Source organism: Glycomyces sp. NPDC049804, from assembly GCF_040674615.1.
GTDB classification, from domain to species: domain Bacteria; phylum Actinomycetota; class Actinomycetes; order Mycobacteriales; family Micromonosporaceae; genus Glycomyces; species Glycomyces niveus.
In genome coordinates, this window is the sequence record NZ_JBFAMQ010000001.1 from 346067 (window position 1) to 366855 (window position 20789).

Consider the following 20789-nt stretch of genomic DNA (forward strand, 5'->3'; position numbering starts at 1 on the left):
CATTGCCGGAGCCGCCGGGCGAGTCGACCGCTAGGCGGCGGTCCAGCGCAGTTCGCGGGAGGCCAAGGGGCCGTAAGGCGTCAGGGCCGCGATCGCCGCTTTGTGCTCGCCCGGTTCGCGGTCGAGCGCTTGAGCGAAGCGCTGGCGTCCGTGCGCGGCGATGACCTCGCCGTTCCAGGTGCCGCCGATCGCGTACGGGTGCACCGGCTTCAGCTCGACCGCCGGGGAGCCGGCGAGACCGGTGACGCCGACGGCGAGGTCGGAGAGGCGGGGGTAGGCTCCGCCGCTGTCGCGGACGAGCCGCTCGGTCGCGAGCACCTGGCCGTCCTGGAAGACCGGCACGAAACCCTCGGGCTCCCAAGCGATCCCGGTGACCGAGGCGTGCCGGAAGTACGCCGCCCACAGGCCCGGGTCCTTCATTAGCTCGCGGGGCCCGACGTGCACCGGCCGCGCGGGGCGTTCGCGCGCCTGGAGTTCGGGCAGGCTCAGCGGCCGGCCGTCCTCGTCGGCCCAGTACGCGCCGTGCTGGCCGTCGAGCAGCACCCACTGGTCGAGGTCGTCGATCCAGGCCTCGGCCACGGCATGGCCCTGCCCCACGCCGTCGTGGTAGTCCCCGCGCCGCAGCCACACGCGGCGGGCCGGGACGCGGAGGACGTTGAGCCCCTGCGCGAGCACGATCGAGTACTCGACGCACGAGTAGCGGGCGCCGTTCGCGACCTGCTCGAGCACGTCGAGCGCGTCGCCGGCGTTGATGCGGGTGTTGGCGTGCCGCCACAGCCCCGCCGTCCACCCCAGTAGCCGCTTGGCGGTGTCCCACGCGCCCGGCAGGGGCTTCGGCAGGCGCGGCAGCAGCTGCGGTTCGCGGTGGGGCTCGGGGCGGTCGAGGCGCAGCGGCGCGCCCGGGCCCGGCTCGGGCCAGGCCGTGATCCGCAGGGCCGGCTCGGGCACGTTCGCGCGGGCGCGCTCGAGGACCTGCTCCCAGTCCGGGTCCTTGCCGAACGCCGCCGAGAGCTCGGGCTCGAACAGGTCGATCTGGTGGAACCCGGCTTCGATCGCCTCGTCCAAGCGCGACCGCGCGCCCTTGAGCCCGACCTTGTGGGCGGCGATGGCGAGCGAGGGCGCCCAGAGGTCGCGCCAGAACTCGGTGTCGGCCCGGAGGTTGCGCTCGAGGTCCAGGAGTGTCCACCAGCGGGCGCCGCGCATCGCGTCCTGCGCGGCGGTGCGCACGCGCGGGAGGCTCGCGGGAGGGTTCCGGCTCATGCGTATGAGGGTAGTCACCGCTCGGCGCGTCGCAAAGCCCGTTGTGCCCGGGACGCGCAGCCGCTAGAGTGGGCGGCATGATCTTTTAGAAGAGATTCGGCCGCCTCCGTCGATGAGGCCGCCAATACGACTGAGTGCCAGTTCTCGAGACGTCGAGTTTGACTCCGTTTCGCGCTCACGTCTCTTCACTCTCTACCCGAAAAGGGGAAGCGTATGACCGCCGAAGCTCCCAAGGCCGAAGAAGCCGCTGAAGAAGCCACCGCTGAAGAGCCCTTGAACCGCGAGCAGCGCCGTGCGCTCGCCCGCGGCAAGAAGGCCGAGAAGACCGGCCACAAGGCCATCGGCAACAAGAAGGGCAGCGTCCGCTCCCAGATGCCGAAGGGCGGGGTCGGCAAGTTCCAGCTCCCGACCAAGAACGGCTAAGCGCCGGTTCGAGTCGGACAGCGTCGTACTGCAACGGGCGGCGGACCATCTGGTCCGCCGCCCGTCGCTCATCTCCGCACTAGATAGATTCGCAGGTCACGGCCGGAGTGCCGGTCGGGCTGGAGGCGATGAACCCGAAGACCTCGCGGCTCTGGCCGCCGGCGACGGCGGCGTTCCAGCCCACGTCCTCCGCGGTCACACTCGCGCCCGAGGCCGTCAGGTCGGCGTTCCAGCTGCTGGTGATCCGGGTGGCCCCGGCCCACGTCCAGGTCACCCGCCAGCCGTCGACCGCGCCCTGGTCGGCGGTGATGCTGACGTTCCCCTGCCAGCCGCCGCTCCAGGAGCTGACCACGTTGATCTTCGCGGTGCAGTCGCCCTCGGCGGGGCCGCCCGTGGTCGGGTTCTCGGTGGGGCTCGAGGTCGGGGTGGTCGGGTCGGGGTCGTCGCCGTAGACCGTGGCGCGCTCGGCGGTGTTCCCGATGCCGTAGGTGGAGTTGAAGACCCGCTGGCCGTAGGTGGTCATCTGGTCGGGGTCGAAGCCGAGCACCTGGTCGAGGATCGGGTCCGAGTTGCCCGAGTACGACCACGCGATCCAGCCGATGCCGCGCTGGTGCGCCTCGGACTGGATGGTCTCCCACGCGACCGTGGAACCCTGGTGGGTGTCGGCGTACTCGCCGACGATGAGCGGCAGGTTCATCGCCTCGAACGCGTCGAAGTAGTCGATGACGGTCTGGGGGGAGGTGTACACCTGGTACATGTGCACCGAGAACAGGGTGTTGCCGAGCGGGTCGGCCGCCGCCACCGTGGGGGCGTTGGCCCGCATGGTGTTGGTCCAGTCCTGGCCCCAGTTCGGCGCGTCCACGACGAGGGTGTGCTCGAAGCCGATGTCGCGCATGCGGTCCACGGCGTTCACCGTCGCCTGCGTCCACTGCGCGGGGTCGGTGTTGCCGATCGGCTCGTTGCCGATGTTGATGAGCACGTAGGCCTCTTCGCCCTCGAGGACGGAGTGCAGGCCCTCCCAGTAGGTGACGGCCTGGTCGAGGGTGGCCGCGCCCGCCTCCTCGCCGTAGCCGGTGGTGTCGTGCACTTCGAGGACGCAGATGAGGCGCTGCGCCTTGCACTCGTCGACGATCTGCTGCACGCGGGCGGCGCTGGTGACGCCCCAGTTGCGCTGGCCCGAGCCGAGGACGACGCGGACGGTGTTGGCGCCGAGGTCGGAGATCTCGCCGAAGCTCGCGAACTCGCCCTGGTACCAGACGTCGGGGTGGGTGGAGCCGCGCATGATGAACGGGTTGCCGTTGGCGTCGATGAGTTGCGTGCCGTCGATCGAGAAGCCGCCGGTCGGCTGCGCGCCCGCGGGGACGAGCTGCCACACGCCCGCGAAGACGACGGCGAGCGCGGCGGCGACGGCCATGAGCCACTTGCGCATGCGGCGGCGACCGGACGTTCGACGCCGTGCCGGGGCGGCGTCGGAGGTGCCGTGTTCCATGTCGATCCCATCTGTAGATCCGGGTTGCAGGTGAAGCGGTTAATCAACACCTCCACATAGAGAATCATAAATATTGATGGGGTTCAAGACGTGTTCCGAGATTGGCTTGCGGCGCACCGCAGTTCAGACGGGGGCGGGACCGGTCGAGCCGCGGGGGGACAGTTGGGCGGACTTGCACTGAACCGAGAAAGTGCGGGCCTCGGGTCCCGGGGGCGCGCCCGCGTCGGCCCCGCCGATCAGCGTCAGGAGCACTTCGGCGCATTTGGCGCCGTAGGCGGGGATGTCCCGGGTGAGCGAGGTGAGGGCGGGGTGGGTGAGGCGGCACAGCGGCGAGTCGTCCCAGGCGACGAGGGAGAGCTGCTCGGGGATCTCGAGGCCGAGCTCGTGGGCGACGCCGAGGCCCGCCACGGCCATGACGTCGTTGTCGTAGACGATCGCGGTAGGGCGGTTGGCGGAGCTGAGCAGCCGCCTGGTGATCTGGGCGCCCTGCTCGCCGGTGTAGTCGCTGTGGACCATGGTGGCGGACTCGAAGTCGAGGCCGGCCGCGGTCTCGGCGTAGGCCTCGTCGCGGATCGCGGTGTGCAGCAGGCCGGGGATGCCCGCGATGCGGGCGACGCGCCGGTGGCCCAGGGTGTACAGGTACTCGAGGATGTCGCGGCTGGGTTCCACGTCGTCGTGCCAGACGGCGGGGAACCGCGCGCCCTCGACCGGGCCGCCCACGGCCACAGCGGGGAGGCCGAGGTCGGCGACGAAGTCGAGTCGCAGGTCGCTGGTGCCGAGGTCGCACAGGAAGACCCCGTCGACGCGCCGCTCGGCCCACCAGCGCCGGTAGACCTCGAGCTCCTCCTCGACGGTGCCGACGATCTGCAGGGTCAGGCCGAAGGACCCGCCCGAGAGGGTCGCTTCGATGCCGCTGATGAGTTCCATGAAGTACGGCTCGATGCCGATGGTGCGGGCGGGGCGGCGCAGTGCGATGCCGACGGTCTGGGCGGAGGAGACCGAGAGGGAGCGGGCGGCGCGGTTGGGGACGAACCCCATCTCGGCGGCGATGGCGAGGATCTTCGTGCGCGTGGCCTCGGAGACGCCGGGCCTTCCGTTGAGGGCGTAGGAGACCGCGCCCTTCGACACGCCCGCCGCGGCGGCGATGTCGGCGATGGTGACTCGCCTGGTCATCGGTGGTCCTCTCAGGTGTGCTGCGGGCACGGCCGCGCATGGGATGCGTCGCCGGTGCACCGACTGTAGCGTACGGCCTGCTTATCCGGTTAAGCTACTCTTCGCCCGTGCGGGAGGCAGCGGCGCGGCATCATGGGCGGTGACCTCTCGGGCGGAAGTCACGAGCCCGACCGGTGCGCGGCGCACCGCGCCCGCCCGTCGACCAACGCATAGGAGTCTCTTTGAGCGCCAAGCGAACCCTGCACGAGGGCTGGACCGTCACCGGCGACCCCGGTGCCCCGGTGGCCGTCACCGCGACGCCGGCGGCCGTGCCCGGCGAGGTGGTGGCCGACCTGCTGGCCGCCGGGCTCATCGGCGACCCTTACACGGACGAGGCCGAGCGCGACCTGGCCTGGGTCGGCCGCAGCGACTGGACCTACCGGACCTCGTTCGACCATCACGGCGACTGGGACGGGATCGACCTGGTCTTCGACGGGCTCGACACCGTGGCCCGGGTGAGCCTCGACGGCACCGTCGTCGGCGAGACCGCGAACATGCACCGCCGCTACCGCTTCGACGTCCGCGGCGCGATCCGCGAGGGCGCCAACGAACTCGAGGTCCACTTCACCGCCCCGTACACGTACGCCGAGGCGCAGCGGGACCGGCTCGGCGACCGGCCGAACGCCTACCCCGAGCCCGGCAACTTCATCCGCAAGGCCGCCTGCAACTTCGGCTGGGACTGGGGCCCGAACCTCGCCGGCGCCGGGATCTGGCGGCCGGTGCGCTTGGAGTGCTGGAACACCGCGCGCATCGAGGAGGTCCTGCCGCGAGTCTCCCTTGAGGACGGCGTCGGCGTCGTCGAACTCGAGGTGCGCCTGCGCAGGGCCGCCGAGACCGAGGTCGTCCTCGAGTGCGCCGTCGGACGCGACCCGGCCGACGGCGACGGGCACGTCGTCGCCGAGGCGAACGTCCAGGTCCCCGCGGGCAGCGACACCGCGACCGTGCGGCTCGAAGTCGAGGCCCCGGAGCGGTGGCACCCGCACGGCTACGGCCGGCGGGCCCTGTACGAGGCGACGGTCACCGCCGTCGCCGGCGGCGAGGAGCTCGACTCGTGGGAGCGCCGGATCGGCTTCCGCACCGTCGAACTCGACACCGAGCCCGACGCGGACGGCCGCCCGTACCGCCTGAAGGTCAACGGCGAAGCGGTCTGGATCAAGGGCGTCAACTGGATCCCCGACGAGGCGCTGTTCGGCCGCATCGACCCCGCGCGGATCGAACGGCGCCTGCGCCAAGCGGTCGCGGCCGGGGTCAACTACATCCGCGTGTGGGGCGGCGGCGTGTACGAGTCCGAGGCGTTCTACCGGATCTGCGACGGGCTCGGCCTCCTCGTGGGCCAGGACTTCCCGTTCGCGTGCGCCGCCTATCCCGAGGAGGAGCCCTTCTGGTCCGAAGTGGAGGCCGAGGCTCGCGACAACCTCGCCCGCCTCGCCCCGCATCCGAGCCTGGTCACCTGGACGGGCAACAACGAGAACCTGTGGGGCTGGCACGACTGGGACTGGCAGGGCCGCCTCGGCGACCGCACCTGGGGCGCCGGGTACTACCACGACCTCCTCCCCAAGCTCGTGGCCGAAGTGGACGGCACCCGCCCGTACTGGCCCGGCAGCCCCTACTCCGGCACACGCGAACGGCACCCGAACGAGCAGGCGCACGGCACCGTCCACATCTGGGACGTGTGGAACGAGCTCGACTACACCCGCTACCGCGACTGGAAGCCGCGCTTCGTCGCCGAGTTCGGCTACCAGGCCCCGCCCACCTGGGCCACGGTGCGGCGCATGGTCACCGACGAGCCGCTCGACGCCGACAGCCCCGCGATGCTCTGGCACCAGAAGGCCGAGAACGGCCAGGCCAAGCTCCAGCGCGGCCTCGACGCCCACCTGCCGCCCGTGCGCGACTTCGACGACTGGCTGTACTACACGCAGGTCAACCAAGCCCGCGCGATCCGCCTCGGCCTCGAGCGGTTCCGCTCCCTCCAGCCGTACTGCACCGGCGCGATCGTGTGGCAGCTCAACGACTGCTGGCCCGTCACCTCCTGGGCCGCGATCGACGGCGAGGAGCGCCTCAAGCCGCTCTGGTACGCGCTGCGGGACGCCTTCGCCGAGCGCATGGTGACCTTCCAGCCCGAGGGCGACGGCCTGAACATGGTCGTCGTCAACGACGCCCCCGACGCCTGGAACGGCGTGATCGGCTTCTGGAAGTGCAACCCCGAAGGCCGCATCATCGGCCGCGCGCTCGTGGAGATGGCGATCGACGCGCGGGACACCGCCGTGCTCGAACTCGAACCCGGAGCGATCCCCAAGGACGGCGAATTCCTCGTGACCGGCCGCGAAGAGTTCCCGCGCGCGGCCTGGTTCACCAAGGAGGACAAGGACATGGACTGGCCGAAGGCCCAGTACACCACCGAGGTCGCCGCAGCCGAGGGCGGAGTCGCCGTCACCGTCCACGCCGAGAGCGTCCTGCGCGACCTGTGCCTCTTCGTCGACCGGCTCGACCCGGAGGCGCAGGTCGACAAGGCCCTCATCACGCTCCTCCCCGGCGAGCACGCCACCTTCACCGTCACCAGCGAGGCCATCGCCGCCTCGCCCGAACTCCGGCAGGCGCTGACCGCGAAGCCCGTCCTGCGGGCCGTCAACGACTGACCGGACCGGGCGCGCGGGCGGACTGGTGAGACCGCCCGCGCGCCTGTTCATCCGACTTCAGGCGCCGGCACTCTGGGAATCAGATTCCCAACCCTCGGCGGGCGAGTAGAGTGTCAGCCGTCCCTGACGCCCCGCCCCTCGCGACCCTGCTCCCCGACGCCCCAAGCGGCCCAGCGGAAAGCGAATCCCCGATGAACCAACGGACCCCGCTCCAACGCGTCGGCGACCTCACCGGCACCTGGCTCCCCGCCATCGTGCTCGCCGCCGCCGCAGTCGCCTTCGCGACCCCGAGCGCCTTCGCCCCGCTCGGCCAAGCCGTCCCGCACCTCCTCATGGTCATCATGCTCGGCATGGGCATGACCTTGCAGCCCAAGGACTTCACGATCATCGGCAGGCGCCCCTGGCCCGTCGTCACCGGCGTCATCGCCCAGTACCTCGTCATGCCCCTCGCCGGATACGGCCTCGCGCGGGCCTTCGACATGGAGTCCATGCTCGCCGTCGGCATGATCCTCGTCGGCGCCGCGCCAGGCGGCACCGCCTCGAACGTCATGGTCTACCTGTCCAAAGGCGACACCGCGCTCTCCGTCGCGATGACCTCGGTCTCGACCCTCCTCGCCCCGCTCCTGACCCCGGTCCTGGTGCTCTGGCTCGCAGGCGAATTCCTCCCGATCGACGCGGGCGGCCTCTTCGTCTCGATCATCCAGATCGTGCTCGTCCCCGTCGTCGTCGGCCTCCTCCTGCGCCGCTTCGCGCCGCGCCTCATCGACAAGGTCCTCGACGCGCTCCCGCTCGTCTCGGTCCTCGGCATCACCCTCGTCGTGATGGCCGTGGTCGCCGGCAGCGCCGACGCCCTGCTCGAGGTCGGCGCGCTCGTCGTACTCGCCGTGGTGCTCCACAACGGATTCGGCCTCGCGCTCGGCTACGCGCTCGCCAAGCTCGGCCGCCTGCCCGCCACCGGCCGCCGCGCCGTCAGCATCGAGGTCGGCATGCAGAACTCCGGCCTCGCCGCCGCGCTGGCGACGGCCCACTTCAACCCGGTCGCGGCCCTTCCTGCGGCGGTGTTCTCGTTGTGGCACAACATCTCCGGGTCACTGCTGGCCGCCTACTGGTCCCGCCGCCCGGTGCAGGACGCCGAGGAGGACCGCGAAGCGGTCGAGTCCTAGCGTTGCGCTGCAACGGCCCCGCGTCGCGCGGGGCCGTTCGGCGTTGCGACCCGACGCGATCAGCGAGCCGCCGCGCTAGCCGTCCGAGCGGTAGACAGTGGCGCCGGTCCGCTTGGCCTCGAGCGCGACCGGCATCCGCCGCTGCCCGTTGGCGGACAGGAGCCGCCGCGCCTCGTCGGCCGGGAGGAAGCGGAACTCGACGAGTTCATCGCGGTCGAGTCGGATCTGCTCCGGATCGAGCGTCCCGCCGTCGAATATGAAGACGAGCAGCGGGAACGGCCGCTCGGCGGTCGCCTGCGTCCAGTCCACGACGAGGAGGTCGCCGAGCTCGACGTCGAGCCCGATCTCCTCCTTGACCTCGCGGCGGCACGCCTGCTCGGGGGTCTCGCCCTCATCGAGCTGCCCGCCGACGAAGAGCCAGTGGTCGCGGTAGTGCGGCTTCACGACCAGGACGCGCCCGCTCGCGTCGGTGAACAGTGCGCAGGCAGCAGCGAGGTTCTTCGGCCGGCTCGCGAACCACTCGTGCGGCGGCACCCAATCACTGGGGGACATGGCGATGACCCTATCGGGGAACCGGACCGCCGTGGGGCACGTACCTTGTTCGCGCGGCGCGGCGGGCTTCCGCCGCGAGGCGCACCCGGGGGCCGTTGGTGGGGTGGAACTTCGCCGCGGCGGCCTCGACCGGGAGGAAGTCGTAGGCCTCGATCTCATCCTCCTGCAGGCGGATCAGGTCCGGTTCGGCGACCGTGCCGCAGTCGAAGACGTAGATGGTCATCGGGGCGGAGACGAACCCGTGGTCGGGGACGTAGTCGAGCACGAGCAGGTCGCCCACCGGGAGGTCGATGCCGATCTCCTCCTCGACCTCGCGCGCGCACGCCTCGTGCGGCGACTCGCCGCGGTCCACCATGCCGCCGACGAACTGCCACTCCTCGCGGTAGGTCGGCTTGACGACGAGGAGGCGGCCTGCGGGGTCGGTCGCGAAGGCGCACACCACCGCGTAGGAGGTCGCGAAGCCGTCGAGGAGCGATTGCGGGAGTCCGGTCATGCCGCGACGCTACCGGTTTCGGAGCCGCGGTTGGGAACGCGTTTGCCGCGACGTCCGGTCGCTCCGTAGCATCCTGGGCATGACCCTCGTGATGATCGACCTGGACAACACGCTCATCGACCGCGACGGGGCCTTTCGGCTCGGTGTGACGGAATTCCTTGCGGCGCATCGGTTCCCGGCCGAGGACGTCGACTGGGTGATGGGCGTCGACGCGTCCGGGCACGCCACCCGTTCGACCGTCGCGCAGGCGATCGTCGAGCGGTACCCGGTGGGGCTCGAAGAGGACGAGGTGATCGCCTTCCTGCGTCGCGGCGCCCGCGAGCACGCGCGGATCGAGCCGTCGACCGCCGAAGCGCTGCGTGAGGTTCGCGCGGCCGGGCACCAGGTCGTGATCGTCACCAACGGCGCGGTCGCGCAGCAGACCGGAAAGGTCGCCGCCGCCGGGCTGGGCCAGCTGGTCGACGCGACCGTGGTGAGTGAAGGCGTGGGCTTCCGCAAGCCCGAGCCCGGGATCTTCCACGCGGCCGCCGCGGCGGTCGGCGCCTCGCTCAACCGCGCCTGGATGATCGGCGACCGCGACGAGGCCGACATCCTCGGCGCCCACCGCCTTGGTCTCCGCAGCGTCTGGCTCCACCTCGGCCGCGAATGGGCGCCGACCGAGTACGCGCCCACCCGCATCGCCGACTCGGTCGCCGAAGCCATCAAGTACGCCGCGAACTCGTTACGCGCACCGACAGAACAGATCGGGAGCGAAGTAGCGAAGGCGCTCAACCGCGCAGAGAAGGCGGCTGGCTGACGGTCGCGGCCGTCGTCATGATCATGCTGGGGCTCCTCGGCGCATTCGTCGGCGGCCCCGGGACGGCCTTTCTGGGGTTCGAGGGCGCGGCCCTCGTCTACGGGGGCGCGGATCGTCAATCTGCTCGGCATGCAGCTCGTGGTCTCCTGGGGCCGGATCCGCAGAGCCGAGCAGCGGGACTAGCCGCCCCCGACCTCCGACAGCACGTCGATCGCGGCCCGCGAAGGATCGTCGCCGTAGGCGGACGGATATGCCTCCGCCACGCGCCAGCCCGCGCGGCGCAAGGCCCGGTGGCGGGCCGTGTGCGCCGCCGGGCCGTCCGGGTGGACCTCGGCGATCACGCCGACGGCCCGCTCGGCGTCGCCGACTACCAGGTCGACCGTCCAGTGCCCCACGGGATACGCCACGCGCACCGGCACCTCCGCGCCGTCGAGCGCATCGGCGACCTTCGCCGTCCACTCGCCGACCGGACCGCCGCCGGCCGGCGCGCGCGGGGGCTGATCGGCGTACCGCAGGAATTCCCCGATCAGCCCGTCAGGATCACCGACGGCCGTGACGAGGTGCAGATGGCCGCGCGCCCGCGTCACCATCACGTTGAACAGGTTCGGACCCGCCGCGAACCGGCGGCGGCCCGCCGCATCCCCTTCTGCGACGCCGAGGGCGATGACCACCGTGTCCGCCTCGCTGCCCTGGAAGGCGTGCACCGTGCCGGTCCGCATACGGTGGCGGCGGATCGTCTCCAGATCGAACCGCTTCAGGATCGCCGCCTCGATCGCCTCCGCCTGCGCCCGGAACGGCGAGATCACGGCCAGGCCGGTCGCCCCCGAGTCGACCAGCTCGCCGAGGAGGTCGAGCGAGCGCGCGACCTCCACCTTGATGACGCCGTCCTTTGAGGACTTCGCCGCCACCCGGTGGACGGTGATCGCGTCGGCCTCGTGGTTGCGCGGATGCCTGGTCGCCGGTTCGACCCGGCCGTGGTAGAACTTCGCCGCCGAGAACCCGATGAGATGCGGCACGCTGCGGTGATGCTCGGTCAACTCCACCACCGGCCCCGCCCCGCACGCCAGGTCGTACGCGCTCACCTTGCCGATGTCCAACTGCCCCAGGCGGTCCGAGAGCCCATGCCGCGAGAGGACGTCCTCGGTCTTCGCCGCACTCGCGAACGAGACGAACCGCAGCTGCCGCGGATCGCCCGCGACCACCGCACGGCGCGCCCGGGCCAGCACCGGGGCGGCGCGCAGCTGGTTGATGTGGGAGGCCTCGTCGAGGATCACGAGGTCGAACATGCCCGCGCGGGCCGGGAGCACGTCCTCCACGTCGGCCACCGTGCCGATCCACAGCGGCATGGCGCGCAGCAGGGCCGCGACGTCGATGCCGTCCAGCCGCGACCGCCGCTGCGGACGGTTGCCCGCGCGCAGCGCGGTCGCGAGTTCGGCGAGGGCCTTGCGCGCGGCCGCGTTCCGGCGCTCGGCGGAGCCCGTCTCGATGTCGAGCGCGCGGCCGATCGCCGCTGCCGCAGCGAGATCGGCCGCTTCAAGGCTGTTCCAGAGCGGTGCGAGCCGCAGGCCTCCGGCCGCGGCCAGGCGAGCGGCGTCGCGCTGGTCGCGGGCGGCGCGGACGGCCCGGGCCAGCGCGGTGGCGCTGCCTTCGGCGCCGGCGAGGCGTCGCAGGCGCTTGGCGGCGAGGCCGGCCCGCAGCCGCTGCCACCAGCCGTCGTCGCGGCGGGAGCGGTCCAGGAGCCGCTGCGCCTCGTCCAGGTCGGCCTCGCGGAGCCCGGGGAAGTCGTCGAGGAGGAACAGCGGCAGGTCCTGCACGCGGCCGCGTCGGGTTTCGAGGTCGAGCCAGGTCGCGATCTCCGCTTCGACACGCGCGGCGTATTCGACGGCCTCGGCGGCGGCGTCCTGGTGGCGTTCGACCTCGCGGCGCTTGTGCCCCTTGCCGGTGCCCGAGCCGAGCCGGGTCAGGAACCGGTCGCGTCGCTCGGAGTCGCCGAAGTGGACCGGCAGCGGTCCAGGGTGGCGGTCGAGGAGTTCGGCGAGGACGTCGGCGGCGTGGACGGATTGGGCGGCGATGAGCACCGACTGCCCGTTGGCTATGGCGTCCAAGGCGATCGCAGCGAGCGTGTGGCTCTTGCCGCAGCCGGGCGCGCCCGCGATGACGGTGACCGGGGCGGTGCGGGCCTGGACGACGGCGTCGGTCTGCTCGCCGCTGAGCGGCAACGGGCAGCGCGGCGGCCGGGCGTCGGTGTCGGGGGCGGTGTCGGCGGGGTCGTACATCGCCGCGAGCGCGGTGCGGTCGATGCCCGGCCGTTTCGCCCAGTCGCGCAGGCCGGTCGCCAGTGAAGCGGGGTCGATCTCGGGGGCGATGTAGACCACCGCAGACGGGACGACCACCAGGCGGTCGCGTTCGGCCTGCGTCGGGATGCGCTGCGCGACCGTGGCGTCGAAGCCGGCCGCTGCGGCGGCCTCCGACAGCCAACCGAAGTCCTGCTCGGGCGCCGAGGGGGTCTCGGGGTCGAACGCGGCTTCGAGCCGCGCACCGAGTTCGGTGCCTTCGAGGCTGCTGTGGACCTCGACGTCGCCGGCGGGGACCACGATCTGCCGGAACGCGCTGGCCGGGTCGGGCTGGAGCCGGACGGGTCGGCTGACCAGGGGGAGCTGCACGCGGCGCGTCTTGCCGTCGATCTCGGTGCGGCCCATGACCACGCCCCAGCCTTGGCGGAGGAGCCGCTCGTCGCGGTGGAGCTCGTCGTATTTGGCGAGTTCCGCGCCCTCGCGCACGGCGGCGAGGTCGCCCCAGGCGTGCTGGTCGCCGAGGTGGTCGCGCTGCAGCCGCTGCTGCGTGGGCTGCGGGGCGAGGTCGGTGAGGGCGAGGAGGACGCGGGCGGCGCTCATGGGGGCCGAGTCTACCGGCCGCTCACCTGTTTTCACTGGTCACGCTGTCGTTCCTTGGTCCTCGAGGAGGGCGAGGCGGCGCCGGATCGTGGTGGCCAGCGCTTCGAGATCGCCTGCGGTGTAGGGCTCGAGCAGGCGGGTGAGGGCCGTGAGGGCGTGGTGGATCGACGCGGTGCCGAGGTCGGCGGGGTGGGTCTGCTCGATGCCCTCGGGAAGGGCGGCGTCCGCGTTCTCGACGGTGATGGCGCCGAACATCGGATAGGTCAGGCCGTCGGCGTGGGCCCAGAGCTTCCAGAGGTGGTCGCGGGCTTCGGTGAGGGCGTGGAGGGCCCGCCAGGTGCGGCCGCGGAGGCGGTGGCGGGCGGCGTCGCCGATGGCGATCCAGGCGAGGAAGGCCCATTCGCGGACGGTCGCGTCGTCGGCGTCCCAGCGGCCGCGGTCGAGGGTGCGGCTGAGGCGGCCGGACTTGTCGACGGTCGCCACGGCCTGCGGCGGAAGGCCCTGCCGGGCTTCGGCATCGAAGACGACGAGGGAGAGCTGGCGGCCGTCCTCGTAGACGCAGACAAGGTGCACGGCGTCGCCCATGGGCTGGGTGAGGGACGCGGCGACGGGTGCGAACGCGGAGATGGCGGTGCGCGCCTGATCGATGCGGCCCGGGTGCTCGGCGAGGGCGTCCACGCCGATGCCTGCGTCTACATCGGAGAGTTCGTCCCCCGCGCCCCGGCCGATGGAGCCGCCGATCTCGACCCAGTCCACCCAGTCGGCGCCCAGCGCCCAGTCGTTCAGCGCCTCGACGAGCGCGCGGGGATCGGCGCCGGTCATGCTTCGGCGGACTTCTCCTCGATCGCTTCGATCTCGGCCGGGTCGGTCGCGGCGGCGGTCTCTTCTACCGGTGCGGCCTCGGCGGTGTCCTCCGCCGGCGCGGCCGCTGCCGGGGCGGGCTCCGGTTCTTCCTTGGCGGGCATCGGGAGCGACTGCGAGAGCCGCAGGCTCTGCTGCAGGAGCTCCCAGCCGAGCGGGAGCGCGACGGCGTCGGGGAGGTCGAGCTCGAAGCCGAGGTCGTCGGCGAGGCCGCCCTGCTTGGCGAGTTTGACGACGACCGGGTGGGCCGAGCGGTTCGGCGCGTAGCACCACTTGGGGGCGGCGAGGCCGTAGTCGCGGGCGATCATCATGGCGGCGACGGCGGCCGGGCCGTCGATCAGGATCGCGGTGGAACGGGTGGCGGCGGTGAAGATCGCGGCGGCCATCGCGCCGAGCTGCGCCCCGCCGAGGCGCGAGACGAGCGCTTCGGGGCTGCGCTTGAAACCGCGGTTGAACGCGAGGTGGTTGCGCAGGGCGGCGATGCGGCCCATCCAGGCGCCGTCGGCGACGGTGCCGCCGGGGGCGCGCAGTTGCGGCTGGTAGGTCGTGATGTCCTCCTTCGCGATGAACGAGCAGACGGCGACCGAGGCGGTCGCGGCGCCCGCGCCGAGGCCCGCGATGAGGAGGAGGTCCGCGCCGGCGTCGATCGCGCGGTCGGCGGACTCGCGGCCGAGGCGCAGGGCCTCGTCGAGCTCGGTCTCATCGAGGAGGGGGCCTTCGACGCCCTCGCTCGGAGGCGTGCGGACGACCGTGACGGGCAGGCCGGCGCGCGAGGCCTGCTCGGCGAGGGCGCCTTCGCCGTTCTCCAATGCGGCGGCCTGCTCTTCGACGGGGGCGTAGTCGCCGGCGTCCCAGCCCGGCGGGTACTCGCCCGCGAAGAGCAGCATCTGCGGCGACGCGAACGGCCGAGGCGCCTCGGTGGCCTGCATGCGCGCGGCCCAGCCGACGGCGGGCTGGAGGCGGCCGAGGCCGGCGCCTTCGATGAGGGCGTCCTGGAGCCGCGCGTTGGCGCGCGTGGTCCACACCCCGTTGGGGAACTTCGCTTTCAGGTCGGCGAGGGGCCCGGCGTCGGTCGTCTCAGTCACGGCAGAAGCCTAGCGCGGGAGCCGTGGGGCACAATTGCCTAGTGACCACCATCGACTTCGCCAAGGGACACGGCACGGGGAACGACTTCGTGATCGTGCCCGACCTCCAGGACGCGCTCCCGCTGAAGGACGCCCAGGTGGCCCTGCTGTGCGACCGCCGGTTCGGGATCGGCGGCGACGGGCTGCTGCGCGTCGCGCCCTCGGAGGACCCGGCCGCCCAGTGGTTCATGGACTACCGCAACGCCGACGGCTCGATCGCCGAGACGTGCGGCAACGGCGTGCGCGTCTTCGTGCGCTACCTGCTCGAGAAGGGCCTCGCGGAGGGGCCGGCGGTCCCCGTGGCGACGCGGGCGGGGATCAAGACCGTGCACGTCGAGGGCGATGAGCTGCGGGTGGACATGGGTTCGGCCGCGTTCGGTCCGACCTCGCAGGCTTCGGTCGAGGGGTTCACGTGGCCCGGCCAGGCCGTGTCGATGGGCAACCCGCACCTGGTGTGCCACCTCGGCGACGAGGCGGAGCTCGAGGCGCTGGAGCTGTACCACCAGCCGCGTTACGACACGGGGGTGTTCCCGCACGGCGTGAACGTGGAGTTCGTGGTCGGGACGGCGCCGCATGTGCGGATGCGCGTCCACGAGCGCGGCGTCGGCGAGACCGCCTCCTGCGGCACCGGGGCGTGCGCCGTCGGCGCGGTGGCGCTGCGGCACGCGGGCCAGGAGACCGGCGTGTGCAAAGTGGACGTGCCGGGCGGGACGCTCACCATCACGGTCACCGAAGAGACCCTGTTCCTCACCGGTCCCGCCGTGATCGTCGCCGAGGGCGCCTTCCGCGTTTAGCGCCAAGGCGGACCGCCGCGAGGCGGGCGAGCGAAACGTGAACGTGAGGCGTGTCGGGGATACCGTCCACAAGCCCCCACCCTCCCAAGAGGGGCTGTCGCCATCATCGCGGCCGGGTACGACAGAACGCCCCGGAAACCAGTGGTCTCCGGGGCGTTAGTCGCGTCACGATTCCGACGCGAGGCGCGGACGGCCTAACGCATGACCCGCTTCACCGCGGCCGCCACCGCCGGGGCCACATTGGGGTCGAAGACGCTCGGCACGATGTAGGTCGCGTTGACCTTCTCCTCGCCGACGCAGTCGGCGATGGCCGTCGCCGCCGCCAGGGCCGCGTCGTCGTTCCAGTCGCGCGCCTGCGCGTCCAGCAGCCCCCGGAAGACGCCCGGGAACGCCAGCACGTTGTTGATCTGGTTCGGCTGGTCCGAACGCCCGGTCGCCACGATCGCCGCGTACCGCGCCGCCTCAGTCGGGCTGATCTCCGGGTCCGGGTTCGCCAGCGCGAACACGATCGGGTCCTTCGCCATCTTCGCCACGTCGGAGCCCTTGAGGATGTTCGGCGCGCTCACCCCGATGAACACGTCCGAGCCCTCGACCGCGCCTGAGAGGTCGCCGCTGTAGTCCGTCTTGTTGAAGTGCTCGCCGAGCCACTTCCAGGTCTCGTTCTCGCACTCCATGCCCGAGTGCAGCGCCCCGTCCCGGTCGACCGGGATGATGTCGCCGATCCCGGCCTTCTCGAGCAGCCGCATGATCGCCGTCCCGGCCGCGCCGCAGCCCACGACGGTCGCGCGCACGTCCGCGAACTCCTTGCCCACCACGCGCAGCGCGTTGGTGAGCGCCGCCAGCACCACGATCGCGGTGCCGTGCTGGTCGTCGTGGAACACCGGGATGTCCAGCCGCTCGCGCAGCCGCGCCTCGATCTCGAAGCAGCGCGGCGCGGCGATGTCCTCGAGGTTGATGCCGCCGTACGTGGGCGCGAGCGCCGCCACGATGTTGACGATCTCGTCGGTGTCCTGCGTGTCCAGGCACACCGGCCACGCGTCGACGTCGCCGAACTTCTTGAACAGCGCCGCCTTGCCCTCCATGACCGGCATCGCCGCGGCAGGGCCGATGTTGCCCAGGCCGAGCACCGCCGACCCGTCGGTCACGACCGCGACCGTGTTCCGCTTGATGGTGAGCCGGCGGGCGTCGTCGGGGTTCTCGGCGATCGCCATGCACACCCGGGCCACACCGGGCGTGTACGCCATCGACAGGTCGTCGCGGTTGCGCAGCGGCACCTTGGGGGTGACCTCGATCTTGCCGCCGAGGTGGACGAGGAAGGTCCGGTCGGAAACCTTCTTCACGTCGAAGTCCGGCATGGCCTCGAGGATGTTCGTGACCTGCTCGGCGTGCGCGGCGTCGGAGGTGTCGCACGTGAGGTCGACGGTCATGCGCTTGTTGTCGGAGGCGACCACGTCGAGGGCGGTGACGATCGCGCCGGCCTGCCCTACGACGGTGGCGAGGCGGCCCGCCGCGCCCGGGTCGGCCGAGAGGGCCAGCCGGACCGTGATCGAGAACCCGGCACTGGGAAGACGCGCAGCAGTCATGCCACTCCTAATCGGTCACCACGTCGTGGACGCAAGGGTCGGTACACCTGAATCATGCCACCGCGCGCGCCCGGCCCGCCCGCGCCCGGGCCCGGCGTGACGGCTCCGACCAGCACTGATGTCCACGCAGGTCCGAATCATGGAACCACCGGGCCGATGAACATTAAGAACAATTCTCCGAACGGGTCCGGCGGCCCGCGGCGAGCGCGGGGCCATAATCACTCGATCTTGTCCCTCAGGCGTGTCAAGCTTGTGGTGATGCACGAAGAGCACATGAACTCCCAAGAAGACTTCCCGTCCACCGCCGCCCCCTCGACGGGCGAACTGGACCTGGAAGCCCGCCAAGCGCTGCGGCGCGTCGCCGGGCTCGCCTCGACCGAACTCGAAGACGTCACCGACGCCGAGTACCGCCGCCTTCGCCTCGAGCGCGTCGTCCTCGTCGGCGTCTGGACCGAAGGCACCATCGACGACGCCGAGAACTCCCTCGCCGAACTCGCGCAGCTCGCCGAGACCGCCGGTTCCGAGGTCGTCGACGGCCTCATCCAGCGCCGCTCCAAGCCCGACGCCGGCACCTTCATCGGCTCCGGCAAGGTCCGCGAGGTCAAGGACACCGTCGAAGCGCTCGGCGCCGACACGGTCATCGCCGACGGCGAACTGTCCCCGGGCCAGCTGATCGCCCTCGAGAAGGCCATCAACGTCAAGGTCATCGACCGCACCGCCCTGATCCTCGACATCTTCGCCCAGCACGCGAAGAGCGCCGAGGGCAAGGCCCAGGTCGAACTCGCCCAACTCCAGTACCTGCTGCCGCGCCTGCGCGGCTGGGGCGACGCCATGAGCCGCCAGGGCGGCTCGAACGGCGGCGTGGGCCTGCGCGGCCCCGGTGAGACGAAGCTCGAGACTGACCGCCGGCGCATCCGCGCGAAGGTCGCCAAGCTCCGCCGCGAACTCGCCAAGCTCACCGTCACCCGCGAGACCAAGCGCGACTCGCGCACCCGCAACCGCGTGCCCGGCGTCGCCATCGCCGGCTACACCAACGCGGGCAAGTCGAGCCTGCTCAACGCCCTCACCGGCGCGGGCATCCTCGTCCAGGACGCGCTGTTCGCCACCCTCGACACCTCGACGCGGCGCTCCCGCACGAGCGAGGGCCGCGAGTACACCGTGACCGACACGGTCGGGTTCGTCCGGCACCTGCCGCACGCGCTCGTCGAGGCCTTCCGCTCCACCCTCGAGGAGGTCGCGGAAGCCGACCTCATCGTCCACGTCATCGACGGCTCGCACCCCGACCCGCTCGGCCAGGCCGAAGCGGTCCGCGAGGTGCTCGCCGAGGTCGGGGCCGAGGAGATCCCGGAACTCGTGGTCGTCAACAAGCTCGACCTGGTCGCGCCCGACGACGTCCTGCAGCTGCGCTCCGACTGGCCCGACGCGGTCTTCGTCTCCGCCCACTCCGGCGAAGGCATCGACAAGCTCCGCGCCGCCATCGAGCAGGCACTGCCGCAGCCGGACACGACCCTGACCGTCTGCATCCCGTACGTGCGAGGCGACCTCGTCTCGCGCCTTCGCTCGCGCGGCGAGGTCCTCTCGACCGAGCACCGCGGCGACGGCACCGTCGTCACGGCCCGCGTAGACGACGCGCTGGCCGGTGAATTGCGAGCGTTCGTCCTGGAAACCGACTGAATTCCAGTGGTATTGGACATGTCCCTCGGGGGGCGTGGCCGGTACCCCCCGTGTTCTGGAACACTTGCCTGATGCGAGAGCGCCGTGTGGGTCGTCTGGCCCTGCCTGCGCGGATCGTCGCCGGGGCAGCCGGAGCGGCTGTCCTGGTCACGGCCGCGCCCCCCGTCTACGCCCAAGAAGAGGGCGGCGGGGAAGTGGTGTGCGACCTGCACGACCCCCGACTGGCCAGCCCGGCCGGCATCGCGGCGGCCGCCGACGGCGACGGCTGGTGGATCGTCTCCTCGGCCGACAACCAGGACAGCACGCTGTCGGTGCTGCGCGTCGGCGAGGACTGCAATCCCCGCGACGCCGACGAGGTCTTCATCGACCACCAGCCGCGCGATCCGCAGGCGCTGGCGCTCGACGCCAACGGCTTCCTGTGGGTGGGCGACACGGGCGGTGCGACGGACCGCGACTGGATCACGGTGAACCAGATCGAGGTCGACAACTTCGACAACAACGTGGCCTATCGCTATGTCTTCCCGGATGCGGCCGAAGAGGTCGAGGCGTTCGTGATCCCGGACTCCGGGGACAAGAAGCCGCTGTTCTTCACCGCGGCGGACGGGCAGACCAACCTCTACTACCCGCCGGGCGACAACCAGACCGAGAACACTCCCATGGACAGCGTCGGCACGGTTGAGCTCTCCGAGGGGGGTTCGGTGACCGGCGCGGCCATCAACGCGGACGGCTCGAAGGTCGCCCTGCGCACCGAGAGCGCCGTGTACGAGTGGACCGTCGACGGCGATGTGATCACGACGCTGACCGAGGGCACCCCGCAGATCACGCCGATCGCCGACGAGGGCACCGCGCAGGGCGTCGCCTACGACGCCGACGGCAACTTCATCACCCTCGCCTCCGCTGACGGCGACGGCACCGTCGGAACCCTCACCCGGTACACCCCGGCCGCTCCGGCCGCCGAGGAGCCCGCCGCCAGTGACGAAGCCGCGGGCGGCGGTGCGGCCGAGGAAGGGCCGAGCCTGGTCGACCGCATCATCGACCTGGGTGTGGGCACGATCGTGAAGATCCTGGCCGCCATCGCGATCCTGGGCATGGCGGTGATGGTCTTCGGCATCATCATCATCCGCAAGTACCGCAAGCAGAACGAGGGCCAGGGCGGCGAGGACGACGCGGCGGAGCTCGGCTTCGCGCGCGAGGAGTCCTTGTTCGGGAACGACCGCGGCGCCGTCTACGACGACGACCCGATCGACCTCGGCCTCGACGCCGGCCAGCCCGACCCGGATCTCAGCCAGGTCGCGCGCGGTGGCACCGGCAGCGTCTACGGCGGCGCCCGGCCCGAGCCTTCGGGGAACGTGTACGGCGCGAGCCCGGCCCGGCCCGAGTCCACCGGCTCGGTCTACGGCGGCGCGCGCTCGGAACCGTCGGGGAACGTCTACGGGGCTCGTCCCGCGACCCCGCCCGCCGGGCAGGGGAGCGTCTACGGCGCGGCCCGCGAGGAACCGCAGTACGGCGCGTTCGAGCGCGGCGGCCAGGGGAGCGTCTACGACAACGGCGGCGCGGGCCCGGACTTCGGGGCCCGTCCGGAGCCCTCAGGGAACGTCTACGGCGCCCGGCCCGCCACCCCGCCCGCTGGGCAGGGGAGCGTCTACGGGGCTGGAAACCAGCGTTCCGGCGAGCCGGAGGACGAGTTCTGGGGTCCGCCCGAGGGTGGCGGCACGACGTACGGCCGGGGGCGCTAGGAGCCCTTCGGGGGTGACTGCTCGAGCGTCCTGCGGCGCCCGGAGCAGCGCGTCATGCACTGCTCCCGAGCGCTGCGGTGCGACCGCTGCCCGCAGGCG

16 protein-coding genes are annotated in these 20789 nt (G+C 71.9%); 7 read left to right on the plus strand and 9 right to left on the minus strand.

All coding sequences use genetic code 11. The annotated features are described in order from the left end of the window. Positions 1 to 30 precede the first annotated feature (30 nt). Entirely contained in the window at positions 31 to 1260 is a 1230-nt protein-coding gene (locus AB0K52_RS01625) for a hypothetical protein (RefSeq protein ID WP_363524600.1), read from the minus strand. Positions 1261 to 1473: 213 nt separating this feature from the next. Between AB0K52_RS01625 and AB0K52_RS01630 the strand changes: the two genes are divergently transcribed. Beyond that, positions 1474 to 1683 (plus strand): hypothetical protein, encoded by a 210-nt coding sequence (locus AB0K52_RS01630; RefSeq protein ID WP_363524603.1) that lies wholly within the window; start codon positions 1474 to 1476, stop codon positions 1681 to 1683. Between the two features lie 79 nt (positions 1684 to 1762). Here AB0K52_RS01630 and AB0K52_RS01635 read toward each other — a convergent pair whose 3' ends face one another. Next, on the minus strand, positions 1763 to 3172 hold the full coding sequence (locus AB0K52_RS01635; RefSeq protein ID WP_363524606.1) for a cellulase family glycosylhydrolase: 1410 nt from the start codon (positions 3170 to 3172) through the stop codon (positions 1763 to 1765). 123 nt (positions 3173 to 3295) lie between these two features. After that, the gene (locus AB0K52_RS01640) at positions 3296 to 4345 is read right to left on the minus strand and encodes a LacI family DNA-binding transcriptional regulator (protein WP_363524609.1); all 1050 of its coding nucleotides are present in this window, start codon (positions 4343 to 4345) and stop codon (positions 3296 to 3298) included. Between the two features lie 221 nt (positions 4346 to 4566). On the opposite strand from AB0K52_RS01640, the gene AB0K52_RS01645 reads away from it, so the two are divergent. Next, entirely contained in the window at positions 4567 to 7020 is a 2454-nt protein-coding gene (locus tag AB0K52_RS01645) for a glycoside hydrolase family 2 protein (RefSeq protein WP_363524612.1), read from the plus strand. 191 nt (positions 7021 to 7211) lie between these two features. Beyond that, positions 7212 to 8183: a bile acid:sodium symporter family protein gene (locus AB0K52_RS01650; RefSeq protein ID WP_363524615.1), complete on the plus strand. Its 972-nt coding sequence runs from the start codon at positions 7212 to 7214 to the stop codon at positions 8181 to 8183. Between the two features lie 75 nt (positions 8184 to 8258). Here AB0K52_RS01650 and AB0K52_RS01655 read toward each other — a convergent pair whose 3' ends face one another. Further along, positions 8259 to 8735: an NUDIX hydrolase gene (locus AB0K52_RS01655; protein WP_363524618.1), complete on the minus strand. Its 477-nt coding sequence runs from the start codon at positions 8733 to 8735 to the stop codon at positions 8259 to 8261. A 10-nt stretch (positions 8736 to 8745) separates the two neighbouring features. Beyond that, positions 8746 to 9228 carry an NUDIX hydrolase gene (locus AB0K52_RS01660; RefSeq protein ID WP_363524621.1) on the minus strand — a complete coding sequence of 161 codons (483 nt, stop codon included), beginning with the start codon at positions 9226 to 9228 and terminating at the stop codon, positions 8746 to 8748. A gap of 79 nt (positions 9229 to 9307) precedes the next feature. On the opposite strand from AB0K52_RS01660, the gene AB0K52_RS01665 reads away from it, so the two are divergent. Further along, a complete protein-coding gene (locus tag AB0K52_RS01665; protein ID WP_363524624.1) occupies positions 9308 to 10024 on the plus strand; it encodes an HAD family hydrolase in 717 nt (238 codons plus the stop codon). Positions 10025 to 10203: 179 nt separating this feature from the next. Here the strand turns inward: AB0K52_RS01665 and AB0K52_RS01670 are convergent, their stop codons facing one another. Genes AB0K52_RS01670 through AB0K52_RS01680 form a run of 3 tightly spaced genes read right to left on the minus strand, consistent with a single transcriptional unit; the run spans position 10204 to position 14864 of the window. Then, positions 10204 to 12918 (minus strand): AAA domain-containing protein, encoded by a 2715-nt coding sequence (locus tag AB0K52_RS01670; RefSeq protein ID WP_363524626.1) that lies wholly within the window; start codon positions 12916 to 12918, stop codon positions 10204 to 10206. 39 nt (positions 12919 to 12957) lie between these two features. After that, complete coding sequence (locus AB0K52_RS01675) at positions 12958 to 13740, minus strand: hypothetical protein (protein ID WP_363524629.1); 783 nt, start codon at positions 13738 to 13740, stop codon at positions 12958 to 12960. Next, entirely contained in the window at positions 13737 to 14864 is a 1128-nt protein-coding gene (locus AB0K52_RS01680) for a nicotinate-nucleotide--dimethylbenzimidazole phosphoribosyltransferase (RefSeq protein WP_363524632.1), read from the minus strand. Before AB0K52_RS01680 ends, AB0K52_RS01675 begins: the two co-directional genes overlap by 4 nt. Positions 14865 to 14914: 50 nt before the next feature. Here AB0K52_RS01680 and dapF point away from each other — a divergent pair, with 50 nt between their 5' ends. Beyond that, the gene (gene dapF / locus AB0K52_RS01685) at positions 14915 to 15697 is read left to right on the plus strand and encodes a diaminopimelate epimerase (RefSeq protein WP_363525038.1); all 783 of its coding nucleotides are present in this window, start codon (positions 14915 to 14917) and stop codon (positions 15695 to 15697) included. Between the two features lie 194 nt (positions 15698 to 15891). Here dapF and AB0K52_RS01690 read toward each other — a convergent pair whose 3' ends face one another. Beyond that, positions 15892 to 17280 (minus strand): NAD-dependent malic enzyme, encoded by a 1389-nt coding sequence (locus tag AB0K52_RS01690; protein WP_363524635.1) that lies wholly within the window; start codon positions 17278 to 17280, stop codon positions 15892 to 15894. A 273-nt stretch (positions 17281 to 17553) separates the two neighbouring features. Here AB0K52_RS01690 and hflX point away from each other — a divergent pair, with 273 nt between their 5' ends. Both hflX and AB0K52_RS01700 read left to right on the plus strand, forming a co-directional pair. After that, complete coding sequence (hflX, locus tag AB0K52_RS01695) at positions 17554 to 18954, plus strand: GTPase HflX (RefSeq protein ID WP_363524638.1); 1401 nt, start codon at positions 17554 to 17556, stop codon at positions 18952 to 18954. Positions 18955 to 19025: 71 nt separating this feature from the next. After that, complete coding sequence (locus AB0K52_RS01700) at positions 19026 to 20690, plus strand: hypothetical protein (protein ID WP_363524641.1); 1665 nt, start codon at positions 19026 to 19028, stop codon at positions 20688 to 20690. The last annotated feature ends 99 nt before the right edge of the window (positions 20691 to 20789 follow it).

Coding starts and splice junctions, on each gene's coding strand:
- AB0K52_RS01625 (WP_363524600.1), bottom strand. CDS start 1,260: ATGAGCCGGAACCCTCCCGCGAGCCTCCCGCGCGTGCGCACCGCCGCG.
- AB0K52_RS01630 (WP_363524603.1), top strand. CDS start 1,474: ATGACCGCCGAAGCTCCCAAGGCCGAAGAAGCCGCTGAAGAAGCCACC.
- AB0K52_RS01635 (WP_363524606.1), bottom strand. CDS start 3,172: ATGGAACACGGCACCTCCGACGCCGCCCCGGCACGGCGTCGAACGTCC.
- AB0K52_RS01640 (WP_363524609.1), bottom strand. CDS start 4,345: ATGACCAGGCGAGTCACCATCGCCGACATCGCCGCCGCGGCGGGCGTG.
- AB0K52_RS01650 (WP_363524615.1), top strand. CDS start 7,212: ATGAACCAACGGACCCCGCTCCAACGCGTCGGCGACCTCACCGGCACC.
- AB0K52_RS01655 (WP_363524618.1), bottom strand. CDS start 8,735: ATGTCCCCCAGTGATTGGGTGCCGCCGCACGAGTGGTTCGCGAGCCGG.
- AB0K52_RS01660 (WP_363524621.1), bottom strand. CDS start 9,228: ATGACCGGACTCCCGCAATCGCTCCTCGACGGCTTCGCGACCTCCTAC.
- AB0K52_RS01665 (WP_363524624.1), top strand. CDS start 9,308: ATGACCCTCGTGATGATCGACCTGGACAACACGCTCATCGACCGCGAC.
- AB0K52_RS01670 (WP_363524626.1), bottom strand. CDS start 12,918: ATGAGCGCCGCCCGCGTCCTCCTCGCCCTCACCGACCTCGCCCCGCAG.
- AB0K52_RS01675 (WP_363524629.1), bottom strand. CDS start 13,740: ATGACCGGCGCCGATCCCCGCGCGCTCGTCGAGGCGCTGAACGACTGG.
- AB0K52_RS01690 (WP_363524635.1), bottom strand. CDS start 17,280: ATGACTGCTGCGCGTCTTCCCAGTGCCGGGTTCTCGATCACGGTCCGG.
- hflX (WP_363524638.1), top strand. CDS start 17,554: ATGAACTCCCAAGAAGACTTCCCGTCCACCGCCGCCCCCTCGACGGGC.
- AB0K52_RS01700 (WP_363524641.1), top strand. CDS start 19,026: ATGCGAGAGCGCCGTGTGGGTCGTCTGGCCCTGCCTGCGCGGATCGTC.